The 14,437-nt window shown below is 67.7% G+C and carries 12 protein-coding genes and 1 other RNA gene; 10 read left to right on the forward strand and 3 right to left on the reverse strand.

Annotated features, from left to right (window positions below; genetic code table 11):
• Positions 1–91: 91 nt before the first annotated feature.
• Positions 92–928: a helix-turn-helix transcriptional regulator gene (locus tag ACLF6J_RS01600; protein ID WP_134353800.1), complete on the forward strand. Its 837-nt coding sequence runs from the start codon at positions 92–94 to the stop codon at positions 926–928.
• Between the two features lie 12 nt (positions 929–940).
• Here ACLF6J_RS01600 and ACLF6J_RS01605 read toward each other — a convergent pair whose 3' ends face one another.
• On the reverse strand, positions 941–1,789 hold the full coding sequence (locus ACLF6J_RS01605) for an aldo/keto reductase (protein WP_134353799.1): 849 nt from the start codon (positions 1,787–1,789) through the stop codon (positions 941–943).
• Positions 1,790–1,831: 42 nt separating this feature from the next.
• On the opposite strand from ACLF6J_RS01605, the gene ACLF6J_RS01610 reads away from it, so the two are divergent.
• The 5 genes from ACLF6J_RS01610 to ACLF6J_RS01630 all read left to right on the forward strand — a co-directional run bounded on the left by ACLF6J_RS01610 (position 1,832) and on the right by ACLF6J_RS01630 (position 6,736).
• Positions 1,832–2,254 carry a YchJ family protein gene (locus ACLF6J_RS01610; protein WP_134353798.1) on the forward strand — a complete coding sequence of 141 codons (423 nt, stop codon included), beginning with the start codon at positions 1,832–1,834 and terminating at the stop codon, positions 2,252–2,254.
• Between the two features lie 36 nt (positions 2,255–2,290).
• A complete protein-coding gene (locus tag ACLF6J_RS01615) occupies positions 2,291–3,025 on the forward strand; it encodes a zinc ribbon domain-containing protein (protein ID WP_134353797.1) in 735 nt (244 codons plus the stop codon).
• A 22-nt stretch (positions 3,026–3,047) separates the two neighbouring features.
• Complete coding sequence (locus ACLF6J_RS01620) at positions 3,048–4,748, forward strand: bifunctional 3'-5' exonuclease/DNA polymerase (RefSeq protein WP_134353796.1); 1,701 nt, start codon at positions 3,048–3,050, stop codon at positions 4,746–4,748.
• A 40-nt stretch (positions 4,749–4,788) separates the two neighbouring features.
• An RNA gene (gene rnpB, locus ACLF6J_RS01625) (RNase P RNA component class A) lies at positions 4,789–5,145 on the forward strand.
• A 109-nt stretch (positions 5,146–5,254) separates the two neighbouring features.
• The gene (locus ACLF6J_RS01630) at positions 5,255–6,736 is read left to right on the forward strand and encodes an arylsulfatase (RefSeq protein WP_134353795.1); all 1,482 of its coding nucleotides are present in this window, start codon (positions 5,255–5,257) and stop codon (positions 6,734–6,736) included.
• Between the two features lie 71 nt (positions 6,737–6,807).
• Here ACLF6J_RS01630 and ppgK read toward each other — a convergent pair whose 3' ends face one another.
• Positions 6,808–7,554 carry a polyphosphate--glucose phosphotransferase gene (gene ppgK / locus ACLF6J_RS01635; protein ID WP_134353794.1) on the reverse strand — a complete coding sequence of 249 codons (747 nt, stop codon included), beginning with the start codon at positions 7,552–7,554 and terminating at the stop codon, positions 6,808–6,810.
• A 68-nt stretch (positions 7,555–7,622) separates the two neighbouring features.
• Between ppgK and ACLF6J_RS01640 the strand changes: the two genes are divergently transcribed.
• Genes ACLF6J_RS01640 through ACLF6J_RS01655 form a run of 4 tightly spaced genes read left to right on the forward strand, consistent with a single transcriptional unit; the run spans position 7,623 to position 13,141 of the window.
• Positions 7,623–7,847, forward strand: coding sequence for a hypothetical protein (locus ACLF6J_RS01640; protein WP_047520082.1), 225 nt, complete (start codon positions 7,623–7,625; stop codon positions 7,845–7,847).
• 2 nt (positions 7,848–7,849) lie between these two features.
• Positions 7,850–9,187: a type I glutamate--ammonia ligase gene (glnA, locus tag ACLF6J_RS01645; RefSeq protein ID WP_047520084.1), complete on the forward strand. Its 1,338-nt coding sequence runs from the start codon at positions 7,850–7,852 to the stop codon at positions 9,185–9,187.
• A gap of 7 nt (positions 9,188–9,194) precedes the next feature.
• Positions 9,195–12,170: a bifunctional [glutamine synthetase] adenylyltransferase/[glutamine synthetase]-adenylyl-L-tyrosine phosphorylase gene (locus ACLF6J_RS01650; protein WP_134353793.1), complete on the forward strand. Its 2,976-nt coding sequence runs from the start codon at positions 9,195–9,197 to the stop codon at positions 12,168–12,170.
• A 50-nt stretch (positions 12,171–12,220) separates the two neighbouring features.
• The gene (locus tag ACLF6J_RS01655) at positions 12,221–13,141 is read left to right on the forward strand and encodes a diacylglycerol/lipid kinase family protein (RefSeq protein WP_131491140.1); all 921 of its coding nucleotides are present in this window, start codon (positions 12,221–12,223) and stop codon (positions 13,139–13,141) included.
• Positions 13,142–13,175: 34 nt separating this feature from the next.
• Here the strand turns inward: ACLF6J_RS01655 and ACLF6J_RS01660 are convergent, their stop codons facing one another.
• Complete coding sequence (locus tag ACLF6J_RS01660) at positions 13,176–14,309, reverse strand: AI-2E family transporter (RefSeq protein ID WP_134353792.1); 1,134 nt, start codon at positions 14,307–14,309, stop codon at positions 13,176–13,178.
• Positions 14,310–14,437: the final 128 nt, after the last annotated feature.

The raw sequence follows: 14,437 nt of genomic DNA on the forward strand, positions 1-14,437 counted from the left end.
CTCGGCGTCTCGGAACCGTCCCTCCAGAGAGCGGTCATCCAGGGATCACCGGTCCCTGGAACCTGCGCGGACGTCGGGGGATACTTCAGAGGTGGATCGTGATGCACTGGCCGAGTTCCTGCTCCGGCGACGTGAGGCACTGCGGCCCGCCGACGTGGGACTTCCGTCCGGACCTCGACGCCGGACCTCCGGGTTGCGCAGAGAAGAGGTGGCACAGCTGGCGACCATGTCGACGGACTACTACACGCGCCTGGAGCAGCGGCGGGGACCCCAGCCCAGCGTGCAGATCCTCTCCTCCCTGGCACGTGCTCTGCGCCTGACCGAGGACGAGCGCGACTACCTCTTCCGGCTCTGCGGACACAGTGCCCCGGACCGCGCCCCCCTCACCGAGTACGTGCGTCCCGGCATCCTCCGCGTGCTCGACCGGCTGCACGACACCCCGGCATTCGTCGTCTCGCTCCTCGATGAAGTTCTCGTGCAGAACGATGCCTCCCGCGCTCTCGTGGGCGATTCGACCGCACTCACCGGGCTCGACCGGAGCGGCATCTACCGGTGGTTCGCCCATCCCGACGTCGAGCGGCGGCGGTATCGCGAGGTCGATCACGCGCGCCAGGCTCGTGCCCTCGTCGGCGCTCTGCGCGCCGCACACGGGGTGATGGGTCCCCGGTCGCGGGCGGGGGAGATCGTCGAGGCGCTGTCAGCCCGGAGCCCGGAATTCGTGGAGCTGTGGGAGGCGCACGTGGTGAGCCGACGGTTCGAGCAGCACAAGGTGATGGTGCACCCGGAGCTGGGGGAGATCGAGGTCGACTGCCAGGCGCTGTTCAGCGAGGACGAATCGCAGGCGCTGATCGTCCTCACCGCCGCACCCGGGAGCGAATCGGCGAGCAAGCTCGAGTTCCTTCGCGTGCTCGGCACGCAGCGCGTCTGACGCGATACCGGGTCAGGACTCCTCGTGCGTCCGGGGATCCGCGTCGAACAGTCGTCCGTCCGGGCGTCCGAGCGCGGTGATGGCCGTGACCTCGCCTTCGTCGAGCACGACTTCTGCGGCGGCGAGGTTCGCGACCTGGTGCTCCAGCGTCGAGGCCTTCGGAATCGACACCGTCCCTCGTGCCACGTGCCAGGCGAGCACGACCTGGGCAGGAGAGATCGCGTGCGCCGCGGCGACCTCGCGGATCACCGCCTCGTCGAGCAGCGCCTTCGCGCGACCGAGGGGGCTCCAGGCTTCCGTGAGGATGCCCTTCTCCCGGTGGTATGCGAGTTGCTCCTCCTGGGGGAAGTAGGGGTGCACCTCGATCTGGTTGACGACCGGACGGACACCGGTCTCGGCTTCGATGCGCTCCACATGCTCCGGGAGGAAGTTCGAGACGCCGATCTGCCGCACGACGCCACGGGACTGTGCATCGACCAGAGCGGCCCACGCCTGGACGTACTCGTCCTGGCTGGGGTTCGGCCAGTGGATGAGGTGCAGATCCGTCACGTCGAGTCCCAGGCGCGAGCGGCTCTCCTCGATGCTGTCGCGCGCTCTCTCGGACGGGTGGTGGCGGCCGGGGAGCTTCGTCGTGACGACGATCTCCGAGCGATCCACCTCTGCGGCGGCGACTCCCCGGCCGACCGAGCCCTCATTCTCGTAGTTGAAAGCCGTGTCGATGAGCCGGTAGCCCGCCCCGATGCCCCCGGCGACGGCATCCGCTCCGCTATCGCCGTTCAGTCGATAGGTGCCGAGGCCGATGGCCGGAAGGGCGAAGCCGTTGTGCGCGGTGAACGAGGGGACGACGGGTCGAGTGGTCACGATTCTCCTTCTGGGCGTTTCTCCCGAGCGTACGCTGGAGGGATGACAAAGGACGCGGACACGGCGCTGGATGACGCTTCGGCTGTCGAGACGTCGCGGTGCCCGTGCTCCTCCGGAGACGTGTTCGGACGGTGCTGCGCACCGTTGCTGCGAGGCGCACCGGCCCCGACCGCGGAACGGCTCATGCGCTCCCGCTACACCGCGTTCCGCCTCGGCGATGCCGCGCATCTGTTGCGGACCTGGCACCCGACGACGAGGCCCCAGGCCATCGAGTTCGACCCGGAGCTGCACTGGCGGCGTCTGATCGTCCTGGATCGCGGGGCGGGTGGTCCGTTCGATCGGGAGGGCGTCGTGGAGTTCGAGGCCTTCTGGCGCCAGGGCGCGGAGCGCGGTTCCTTGCACGAGCGCAGCCGCTTCGTGCGCGAGGACCGACAGTGGCTCTACGTCGACGGAGACGTCCGCTGATGGGCGGATGCCGCTGTAGCGACTAGATTTGAGAGCGTGAACGCCAGCCCCGAGAACCAGCGCACCCTGCTCGACATCGCCGACCTGGATCGGCGCATCGCGCAGGCAGAGCGTGCACGAACGAAGCCGAGTCAGGCGGGCCGCATCACCGAACTCGTCGCCATCCGTCAGGAGCAGCTCCGTGAGCTGACCGCTCTCACCGGTGCCCGCGATGACGTGCGCACCGAACTGACACGGCTCGAATCCGACGTCGCGGTCGTCGCGGCGCGTCGGAACCGCGATGCCGAACGCCTCGCCACGGCCACGAACCCGAAGGACGCACAGGCCCTCGAGCACGAACTGGCGAGCCTCGCCAAGCGGCAGAGCGATCTCGAAGACGCGCAGCTCGACGTGATGGGACGACTCGAAGAGGCGGAGGTCTCCGTCGCCGCGCAGCAGGCGCTGCTGGAGACGACGACGGCGGAAGGCACGTCGCTCACGGCCCAGGCGAAGGCCGACGTCGCGGCGGCGACCGATCTGGGGAGTCAGCTCGCCCGCGACCGTGCGGCTGTCGCCGAGAGCGTGCCGCCGCAGTTGCTCGCCGAGTACTCGCGCCGCGCAGCGAACAGTGCGGGCGCGGCGTTGCTCACCCGGGGAACCTGTGAAGGCTGCCGCATCCTGCTCCCCAGCACCGACCTGAACGACATCCGTCGTGCGGCGGACGACCTCGTCGTGTCGTGCCCCGAGTGCGGCTGCATCCTGGTTCGTACCGAGGAGTCCGGGCTCGCATGAGCGGTGCCCGCACGCACCGCTCATGACGGTGCCGGCGTCGGGCGTCGAACGGCGGATCGCGCTGATCTCGCTGGGGCCGCAGGACCACGTCGCCATCGAGCTCGATGCCGACGACGAAGAGCAGAGCCGCACGCCACTGCGCTCAGACGATCTCGCGACGTGGGTGCAGTCCGTCGAGGCCGCCGACGCTCCGCGATGGATCATGCGTTCGGCCGTGGAGACGTACGCGCTTCTGCTCGCCGACGGGGTGCGGATCGCGCGCAGTCATGATCTGGTGCTCTGCCACGCGATCCTCCGGGACACGTCCTCGGTGGAGACTCCGCTGCCGTCCTCCCCGGAATGGGAGCGTCGCGAGCCCACCGTGGCGTTGCCCTCGCTGTTCGATGTGTTCGACGATGAGCGAGGCGACGATCCGATCGCCTCGACGCTCGATCAATACCGTGCGCAGCGCCGGGTGATCGCTGGCGCGCCGGACGGACGCCTCACTCTGCTGTGCGCCGCGGAGTCGGCGGGCGGTCTCATCGCGGAGGAGATGCGGGTCGCGGGCCTGCCCTGGGATGAGGACGTGCACGATGCGATCCTGACCGAGACCCTGGGCACCCGTCCGGTCGCCGGAGGCGTGCCGAGCCGGATGGTCGAGCTCGGTGATCGCGTGCGAGACCTCTTGGGGGACGCATCCCTTCACCTCGACAGCCAGCAGAAGCTGCTCCGCGCGTTGCACCGCGTGGGGGTGCAGGTCGAGTCCACGAGTCGGTGGGAGCTCGCCGAACACGATCACCCGGTCGTCGAACCGCTGCTCGCGTACAAGAAGTTGTCGCGGCTCCTGAGCGCCAATGGCTGGGCCTGGCTCGCCGAGTGGGTGCATGACGGGCGGTTCCGTCCGGTGTACATCCCCGGGGGCGTGGTCACCGGACGATGGGCGTCGGCCGGCGGGGGAGCGCTGCAGTTGCCTCGCAGCCTTCGTCCTGCGGTGCGGGCCGATCCCGGATGGACCCTCGTCGTCGCCGACGTGGCGCAGCTGGAGCCCCGCATGCTCGCCGCGATGGCTTCGGACGAGGCGATGGCGCTCGCGGCGCGGGGGAGCGACCTCTACGCCGGCGTCGTCGACTCCGGTGCGGTCGCGACGCGGGAGGAGGCGAAGTACGCGGTGCTGGGAGCGATGTACGGCGCCACGACGGGAGACAGTGGACGGCTGGTGCCGCGCCTGCGCAAGGTGTACCCGCGCGCGATGGCGTTGGTCGACGCGGCGGCACGCACCGGCGAGGACGGAGGAATCGTGTCCACGTGGCTCGGCCGTTCGTCGCCGCGGCCATCGACGGAGTGGATGCGTCTGCAGTCGGATGCGACGGGGGCCGATGCCGAGCCGGCGGTGGTGGCGCTCGCCCGACGCAGGGCACGCGATTGGGGACGCTTCACGCGCAACTTCGTGGTGCAGGGAACCGCTGCGGAGTGGTCGCTCATCTGGCTCGCCGAGATTCGTCATCGCCTGCAGCTGATCCCGGAGCTTTCCACGGCGGCCGCGGCCTCCGGTCCGTTCGCGCGGGTGCCGCACCTCGCCTTCTTCCTGCACGACGAGGTGATCCTGCACGTCCCGCAGGAGCATGCGGAGACCGCGGCTGAGGCGGTCCGGGAAGCCGCGTCCGTCGCCACCACCCGTCTCTTCGGCTCTTTCCCGATCGATGTGCCCCTCGATCTGCGCATCGCCGAGTCCGCCGAGAAGTAGCGGGAGCGTGCGCGGGGAGAAAGTAGACTGGGTATGCGAATGGGTCGACTGGACGGTCGCGTTGCGGGGAACCGCACCGAGGAACGTCCGGGCTCCACAGGGCAGGGCGGTGGGTAACACCCACCCGGAGCAATCCGCGAGAAAGTGCCACAGAGAGTAGACCGCCCCGCAAGGGGTAAGGGTGAAAGGGTGGTGTAAGAGACCACCGGGGGACATGGTGACATGGCCCGCCAGGTAAACCTCGTCCGGAGCAAGGTCAGACAGAGGATGTTGACGCGGCTCGCCGAGTCCTCGGGTAGACCGCTAGAGTGCCACGGCAACGTGTCGCCGAGAGAGATGACCGTCGAAGGGGCGAAGAACCCCGGAACAGAACCCGGCGTACAGGTCGGCCCATTCGCACCGCTTGTACCGATCGTCTCCTCCCGAAAGGGTGAGCGGCGGTTCCCGCACGAGGAGCCGCTTGCTACGTTCGCCTCCATCACGCACGAAACGACGGAGGAGAGCTCATGGCGAAGAAGCCCAACATCATTCTTTTCATGTCCGACGACGTCGGGTGGGGCGACCTCGGATGCTACGGAGGCGGCGAGAACCGCGGTGCTCCGACGCCGAACCTCGACCGACTCGCCGCAGAGGGACTGCAGTTCATGTCCTTCTACGGACAGCCGAGCTGCACGCCCGGACGCGCTGCCGCTCTGACGGGCCGCCTCCCGATCCGCAGCGGGATGACGACGGTCGCGTTCCCCGGAGACGGGGGAGGGCTGCCGGCCCCGGAGTGGACGTTGGCGAGCGTGCTGAAGAAGGCCGACTACGCCACGTGCCACATCGGGAAATGGCATCTGGGTGAAGCGGACTACGCGATGCCGACTGCGCACGGCTTCGACGAGATGTACAACACGACTCTCTATCACCTGAACGCGTACACCTACACCGACAAGGCGTTCAACCCCGACTTCCCGTTCGACGACGAGGCGACCATGAAGATGTGGGGCAACGTCATCGGAGCGCTCGACGGGAAGGCCGGGGAGGAACCGACCGAGGTGGAGAAGCTGAGTTCCGAGAACATCCCGTTCATCGACGAGAAGTCGACGGATCGCGCGATCGACTACATCGAAGCCCATGCGAATGCCGATGAGCCGTTCTTCCTCTACCTGAACACCGCCAAGCTGCACCAGCCCAACATCCCGCACCCGGACTTCGAGGGGGCTTCGATGGGCAAGTCGAAGTTCCTCGACTCACTCGTCGAGCTCGATCACCGTGTGGGGACCGTCATGGACAAGATCCGTGAACTCGGGATCGCCGAAGACACCCTCGTCGTGTGGACCACCGACAACGGTGCCTGGCAGGACGTGTATCCGGACTGCGGATACACGCCGTACCGCGGGACCAAGGGCACGGACTACGAGGGCGGCAGTCGGGTCCCCGCGATCGCCTGGTGGCCCGGAACCATCGAAGCCGGTCGTCGCAACTCGGAGATCGTCGGATCGCTCGACCTGATGGCGACATTCGCGAGTCTGGCGGGAGCGGACCTCCCCACGGAGGATCGCGAAGGGGAGCCGACGATCTTCGACAGTTACGACCAATCGGCGCTTCTGAAGGGCGAGGGCGGCTCCACGCGAGACCACTGGCTCTACATGACGGAGACCGAGATGATCCCCGGAGCCGTGCGCGTCGGTAAGTGGAAGGCGATCTGGAACGTCCGGGATCAGTGGCGCGGGCCTTCGTCCTACACGGCGATCGTGCCCGAGCTCTTCGATCTCTGGCAGGATCCGCAGGAGCGGTACGACATCTTCATGACGAGTTTCGCGGAGAAGACGTGGCAGGCGCCGCAGATGGCAGCGCGACTGCTGAGCGTTCTTCCCAGCTATCAGAAGTATCCGAACCGACCTCTCCAGTCGGCCGGCATCAGCTACGCGATGTTCGATGTCGAAGATGCGCAGGTGCAGCAGCAGATCCAGAAGATGCTCCACGGCCTGACATCCAGCGCCTGAGTCCGCGCGGGACGGATGAAGGCTCCGACGACCGCGTCGTCGGAGCCTTCACTGTGTCTGGAGGGACGGGATCAGTCGCCGGCGAGGGACGCCGCACCGATGATGCCCGAGTTGTTCCGGTGGATCGCCGGGACGATCGGCGTCTTCAGGTCGAGCAGCGGGAGGAAGTCGCCGGCGTTCTTCGACACGCCACCGCCGACCACGAACAGGTCGGGGCTGAACAGGAACTCGATATGCGAGTAGAACGCCTGGAGGCGCTCCGCCCACTCGGCCCAGGTGAGGCCTTCGCGTTCGCGCGCCGACGTCGCGGCGTAGGTCTCGACCGACTCGTACTCGCGGAAGTTGAGGTGTCCGAGCTCGGTGTTCGGCAACAGGATGCCGTCGTAGAGGAAAGCGGAACCGATGCCTGTGCCGAGTGTCGTGAGCAGGGTGAAGCCGCGCACATCCCTGGCCGCGCCGTGGCGAGCCTCGGCGACGCCGGCCGCGTCCGCATCGTTCACGAACACGATGTTGCGGCCGAGGCCGTCGCGGAAGAACCGCTCGGCGTCGAAGTCGATCCATTCCTTGGACACGTTGGCAGCGGAGAGCGTCTTGCCACGCTTGACGATCGCCGGGAACGCCACGCCGAGCGGAAGCGTGGATTCATGCACGTCGAGCGTCTTCAGGACCGTCTGCACGGCCACGAGCACGTCCTGCGGCGATGCGCCCGTCGGAGTGGGGACCCGCACCCGATCGGATGCCATGACACCGTGCTCGAGGTCGACGATTCCCGCTTTGATTCCCGTGCCGCCGATGTCGACGCCGATCGCTTTTGCCATGGGGGATAGCTTAGCGACCGCCGTGCACGCCAGTAGGATCGATGACATCACGTGAAGAAGGGGCAGCCATGACTGACGGTGACCACAAGTACTGGTACAACTCGGAGACCGGCGAGGTCGAGTTCGGGATGATCTCGCCCTCCATCGATCGCATCGGTCCGTTCGACACGGAAGCGGAAGCCCGCCGCGCGCCCGAGGTGCTCCGCGAGCGTTCCCGCGCCTGGGCGGAGGAAGAGGCCGTCGAGCAGGGCTGGGACGTCAAGGGCGACACAAAGGGCCAGGGCACGGAGTAGCAATGGACAAGCAGAGGGACTTCGTCCTGCGGACGATCGAAGAGCGCGGCGTCAAGTTCGTGCGCCTGTGGTTCACAGACGTCATCGGCACGCTCAAGTCGGTGGCGATCGCCCCGGCCGAGGTCGAGGGCGCGTTCGCGGAGGGGATCGGCTTCGACGGCTCCGCCATCGAAGGACTGACCCGTACGCAGGAGTCCGACCTGCTGGCCCAGCCTGATCCGACCACGTTCCAGACGCTGCCGTGGCGCGGCGAGATCGATCCGACGGCGCGCATGTTCTGCGACCTGACGACGCCCGACGGTCAGCCAGCCGTCGCCGACCCGCGGCATGTGCTCAAGCGCACACTCGCGAAGGCCGCGGACGCGGGCTTCACCTTCTACACGCACCCCGAGATCGAGTTCTACCTGCTCAAGTCGTCGTCGTTCGGGCCCGAGGGACCCGTCCCCGTGGACTCGGCCGGCTACTTCGACAACGTCCCCGGTGGCACGGCGCACGACTTCCGCCGCCGTTCGGTGCGCATGCTGGAAGACCTCGGCATCTCCGTCGAGTTCAGCCACCACGAGGGCGGTCCCGGACAGAACGAGATCGACCTGCGGTACGCCGATGCGCTGACGACGGCCGACAACGTGATGACCTTCCGCACCGTGATCAAGGAGGTGGCGATCGAGCAGGGCGTCTACGCGACGTTCATGCCGAAGCCGCTCAGCGGGCAGCCGGGGAGTGGGATGCACACCCACATGTCGCTCTTCGAAGGCGACCAGAACGCCTTCTACGAAGAGGGCGCCAAGTACCAGCTCTCCAAGACCGGGCGCCACTTCATCGCGGGCCTGCTGAAGCACGCCAACGAGATCTCCGCGGTCACGAACCAGTTCGTCAACTCCTACAAGCGGCTCTGGGGCGGTGACGAGGCCCCGAGTTTCATCACCTGGGGACACAACAATCGCTCCGCGCTCGTGCGGGTGCCCATGTACAAGCCGAACAAGGGGCAGTCGTCTCGAGTCGAGTACCGTGCGCTCGATTCCGCGGCGAACCCGTACCTCGCCTACGCGCTCATGCTCGCTGCCGGGCTGAAGGGCATCGAAGAGGGCTACGAGCTCCCGCCCGAGGCTGAGGACAACGTGTGGGCGCTCAGCGACGCCGAGCGACGTGCGCTGGGCTACTCGGCTCTGCCGGCGAGCCTCGACCACGCCCTCGAGTACATGGAGGAGTCGGAGCTCGTCGCCGAGACGCTCGGCGAGCAGGTCTTCAACTACGTGCTGCTCAACAAGCGCAAGGAGTGGGAGGCGTACCGGGGGCAGGTCACCCCGCTGGAGCTGAAGAACAACCTCGAGCTGCTCTGAGTCGCGCATGGTCCGTCCGGACGACTCCGTCTCGCTCTCGGCGCTGGCCCGGCTCGGCTTCGCGGAACTGAGCGAGGCCGCGGCTTCCCTCACGGAACTCGCGGAGATCCTCGACCGACCGCACGGCGTGCTGCTCGAAGCAGACGACGCCGCGGACCCCGATGCCGCCGTGCGCGGGCTCCTCCGAGTGGCGCGCCGGGATGCGGGACCCCTGCGGGCGCTTCTCGACGACGAGGTGACCCGTCGACAGGTGTGGCGCGTGTTCGGTGCGTCGGAAGGGCTCGCCGACTTCTTCCTCCGTCACCCCGAACAGCTCTCGGTCCTCGAAGGCTCGATCAGCGGTCTGCCGACGTCGCGGGAGCTGCAAGAGCGCCTGCTCGCGTCGGTGGGGGCGCGTGACGGATTCGCGCAGACGGGTGATGACGACGCCGTGGTCGCGATCCGGGTCGCGTACCGTCGCAGCCTCGCCGCCATCGCGGCATACGACCTCACGCACCCGTCGCCCGCGACCATCGTCGCGGAGGTGTCGGCCGCGCTCGCTGATCTCGCCGGCGCCGCACTCGAAGCGTCGCTCGCCGTCGCCAGGACACGGCTCCAGGAGTCGTTGAGCACGGACGAGGTCGCCGCCACGCGCCTCGCCGTCATCGGTATGGGCAAAGCCGGTGCCAGGGAACTGAACTACGTCAGCGACGTGGACGTGATCTTCGTCGGCGGCACCAGAGACGAAGACGTCGTGAGCGAGGCGAAGGCGATGGACATCGCCACCCGGCTCGCGCGCGAGACCATGCGGAATCTGAGCGGCATCGAAATCGAGCCGCCGCTGTGGGAGGTGGACGCCGCGCTCCGACCGGAGGGCAAGCAAGGTGCCCTGGTCCGTTCCGTCGCCTCCCATCTGGCGTACTACGATCGCTGGGCCAAGAGCTGGGAGTTCCAAGCCCTGCTCAAAGCGCGCCCCCTCGCAGGGGACCCCGAGCTCGGTGCGGAGTACATCGCTGCCGTGCAACCGAAGATCTGGTCGAGCGCAGCCAGGCAGGACTTCGTCGAGAGCGTCCAGCGGATGCGTGAGCGGGTGATGGAATACATCGACCCCGAAGACGTGCCCTATCAGCTCAAGCTCGGCGCCGGTGGACTCCGGGACATCGAGTTCACGGTCCAGCTTCTGCAGCTCGTCCACGGCCTCACCGACGAGACGCTGCGTACGCGCGGCACGCTCGAGAGCCTCGATGCACTGGTCGCCGGCGGATACATCGGGCGCACGGACGCGGCCACCTTCGCCGACGACTACCGGGTGCTGCGGCTGATGGAGCATCGTCTGCAGCTGCGCGAGCTCAGCCGGACCCACCTCATGCCCCGAACCCCCACGGGGCTGCGGGTGCTCGCTCGTGCCACCGGATTGGCTGAGAGCGGTGGCGCGGTCTGGTCCCGCTGGGAGAGCGTGCGGCGTGAGGTGCGGGAGATCCACACACGGCTGTTCTACCGGCCGCTTCTCAGCGCGGTCGCCGGACTCCCCGAAGAGGAGCGCACGCTCTCGGCTGCGCAGGCACATGATCGACTGGCGGCGATCGGGTTCCGCGACCCCGCGGGAGCCCTCCGTCACATCGGCGCTCTCACGAGCGGGCTCTCTCGTAAGGCCACCATCCAGCGTCATCTGATGCCCATCATGGTGCGCTGGTTCGCCGACGGGAGCGACCCCGACTATGCCCTCCTCGCCTTCCGGCGGATCAGCGAGCGCCTCGGCGACACCCCCTGGTTCCTCCGGATGCTGCGGGACTCCTCCGGCGCTGCCGAGAGCCTGACCCGCTTGCTCTCCTCCTCGCGGTACATCGGTGAGCTGTTGGAGTGGATCCCCGAGTCGGTCGCGTGGCTGGACAGCTCCGGACGGCTGCGCCCCCGCGGAGCCGCGGCGTTGGATGAGGAGGCGCGGGCGATCCAGACGCGTCACGAGACCATCGGCGACGCCCTGCGTGCCGTGCGCGCGCTGCGTCGCCGGGAGCTCCTCCGTACGGCGATGGGGGCGGTCCTCGGAGTACTCACCATCGAAGAGGTGGCGACGGCGCTCACGGACATCACCGAGGCGACCATCCAGGCCGCCCTGCGCGCCGTGCTCCGCGAGGTGGTCCCTGCGGAGGACGAGGATCTGGACTTCGCCGTCATCGCGATGGGGCGTTTCGGAGGAGCCGAACTCGGTTTCGGTTCGGATGCCGACATCCTCTACGTGTACGACGCGAACGGCGTCGACCCGCAGCGCGCGCAGAAGCTCGCCACGCAGATCGTCGCCGGACTCCGCGAGCACGTCACCGACCACAGGCTCCCGCTCGACCTCGATGCCGATCTCCGTCCGGAGGGGCGCAACGGTCCCGTCGTTCGATCCATCGAGGCGTACACCGAGTACTACCGTCGCTGGTCGTTGTCGTGGGAGGCGCAGGCGCTGCTGCGCGCACGAGGCGTGGCCGGGAGCACGAAGCTGATCGAGAAGTTCACCGCGCTGGCGGACACGATCCGCTATCCCGAGGCGGTCGACCTCCAGAGCACGCGCGAGATCAAGCGCATCAAGGCCAGGGTCGAGGGCGAGCGACTGCCGCAGGGCGCGGACCCCAGGCGGCATCTGAAGCTCGGCCCCGGAACGCTCAGCGATGTCGAATGGCTGGTGCAGATGCTGCAGCTCCAGCACGCTCATGCGATTCCCGGTCTGCGCACGACCTCGACGTTGGGCGCGCTCGATGCCGCCGTCGAAGCGGGGCTCGTGACCGAAGACGACGCCGAGCGGCTGCGCGAGGCGTGGCGACTGTCGAGCAGGCTCCGCTCGGCGATCACCCTCCTGACGGGCAAGACGAGCGATCTGCTTCCGGTGGATCGACGACAGCTGGATGCCATCGGTCGCCTTCTGGGCTATCCCGACCGGTCGGCGACCGAGCTCGAGGAGGACTACCTGGGTGTCACACGGCGTGCACGCAAGACCTTCGAGGACCTGTTCTACGGCTGAATCCGCGCCGCGAGTTTGCAGTATCGGGGCGCGTGTCCCAAGCTGACGATATGACTCACGCGCGCATCGGCATCGTCTGGAATCCTTCGAAGGTCGAGCAGGCGGATCTGCACGATGCGGTAGCCGGCGTCTTCGACGATTCGTATGACGTCCGTTGGTGGGAGACGACTCCGGAGGACCCCGGTCGCGGCATGGCTCGGGAGGCGCGTGCTGACGCCAGGGACCTGGTGATCGCGGTCGGCGGCGACGGCACCGTCCGCGCGGTCGCAGAGGCGCTGGCGGGCTCGGAGACGGCGCTCGGGATCGTGCCGCAGGGGACGGGCAACCTTCTCGCTCGCAACCTCGAGGTCCCGCTGAACGATGTGACCGCCGCGCTGGAACGCATCCGTGATGCCGAGGCACGTCGCATCGACCTGGGATGGGTGTCGTACGACGGAACCGAGCATGCGTTCGCCGTGATGGTCGGCTTCGGTATCGACGCGCAGATGCTGGTCGAGACCGACGACGACCTCAAGTCGAAGGCCGGATGGCTCGCCTATGTCGAAGCGATGGGCCGCGCCCTCGCCGGCACCGAGATGACCGAGATCACTCTCGCCATCGACGGGGAGAAGGCGGTCGCCCTGCGCGGGCACACCATGCTGATCGGCAACTGCGGGATGGTGCAGGGCGGGATCAGACTGCTGCCGGACGCCGTGCTCGACGACGGCAAGCTCGATGTGCTCATGGTCAGTGCAGACGGGGCGCTGCAGTGGCTCGACACCCTGCGGTCCTTCGTCTGGGACAACGGCATCCGACGTCTGTTCGGCGCCACAGACGAAGCCGTCAGCACGGATTCCACGCGCCACCTTCCCGTCGAGCGCATCGACGTCGAGTTGGCGACGCCGCTCATGTTCGAGATCGATGGCGAGGAGATGGGGGAGGTCTCCGCCTTCGAGGTGCGCGTGGAGCCCGGCGCTCTGCTCGTCCGGTAGGGACTCCGCTTGCGCGAACGGCGGCGGAGTCCGATCAGTGCGACGTCGCCGGGGGAACGATCTTCCGGTCCTGCGCAGGGAACGTCACCTTCTGCACGATGATGATGATGCTCGCGGCGACCGGGATCGCGACGAGCGCGCCGAGGATGCCGCCCAGCGTTCCACCGGCCACGGCGGCGATCACCACGAGCGCTCCCGGCACCGCAACGGCTCTGCTCATGATGCGGGGGGAGAGCACGTATGCCTCGATCTGCATATAGACCAGGTAGTAGATGATCGCGATCAGGGCAGTCAGAGGTGACGCGAAGAGGCAGATCAACGAGTTGATGATCGACGCGGTCAGCGTTCCCACCAAGGGGATCAGGGACCCGATGAAGGCGATCAGGGCGAGCAGCGCAGGAACGGGCGCGCCGATGATGCTGAGGAAGATCAGGCTCAGGATGCCGTTGATGAGCGCCAGGCTCGCTTGGCCGATCACATAGCGGCCGACGGCGCCGGAGACGTCTTCGAGGAGTCCGCTGAAGGTGTCGCGCTGGTAGGCCGGCACGAAGCGGGCGGCCACGTGCTTCATGCTCCGCAGCGAAGCCATGAAGTACAGGGTCAGGATCAGGACGATCGTGACGCCGGTCACCCCGCCCGCGATGCCCGCTCCGACGGCGAAGACACCACCTCCGATGTCGAGGAAGTTGTCCGGGTCCTGGACGAAGTCGAGAACGCCCTGGACGGCGTCCGTGATGGTGGAGCCGAACTGGCCGCTGACGTCCTTGTACCAGGCGCTGGCCATGAAGTCCTCGACCATCTGCGGGCCGTCCTTGATCAGGTTGCTGATCTGCTCGACGAGGAGCGGGATGATGGCGAGGATGACGCCTGCGAAAGCGAGGATCACGCCCGCTACGACGATCGTGACGGCTGCCGGTCGGGGGAGTCTCCGTTCGATGAACGTGACGATCGGGTCGAGGCCGAGCGCGAGGAACACCGCCACTCCGATGTACACGAGCACGGTGGCGAGCTGACCGATGACGCCGCCGATCGCCAGGGCCACGAGCACACCGAGTGCGCCGAGCAGGCCGAACTTGAACGGGTTCGTCCGCGCATACGCGCTGACGGCGTTCGATCGCTGTGTCGCGGTGTCTTCCGCCGGCGCGCGCAGCTCGGTCTTCACGGTCATTCTTCTACGGCGCATGGTTCCCCCGGTCGACGCTCAGACTCACAAGTTGATCACCCGGATGCCACGCGGTCAAGCGCGCCACGGCCCAACGAGCCGCGGGTTTCAGAGACGCGAAGGGCCCTACCGCC

The organism is Microbacterium sp. IO18 (genome assembly GCF_049099505.1).
Taxonomy (GTDB): domain Bacteria; phylum Actinomycetota; class Actinomycetes; order Actinomycetales; family Microbacteriaceae; genus Microbacterium; species Microbacterium aurugineum.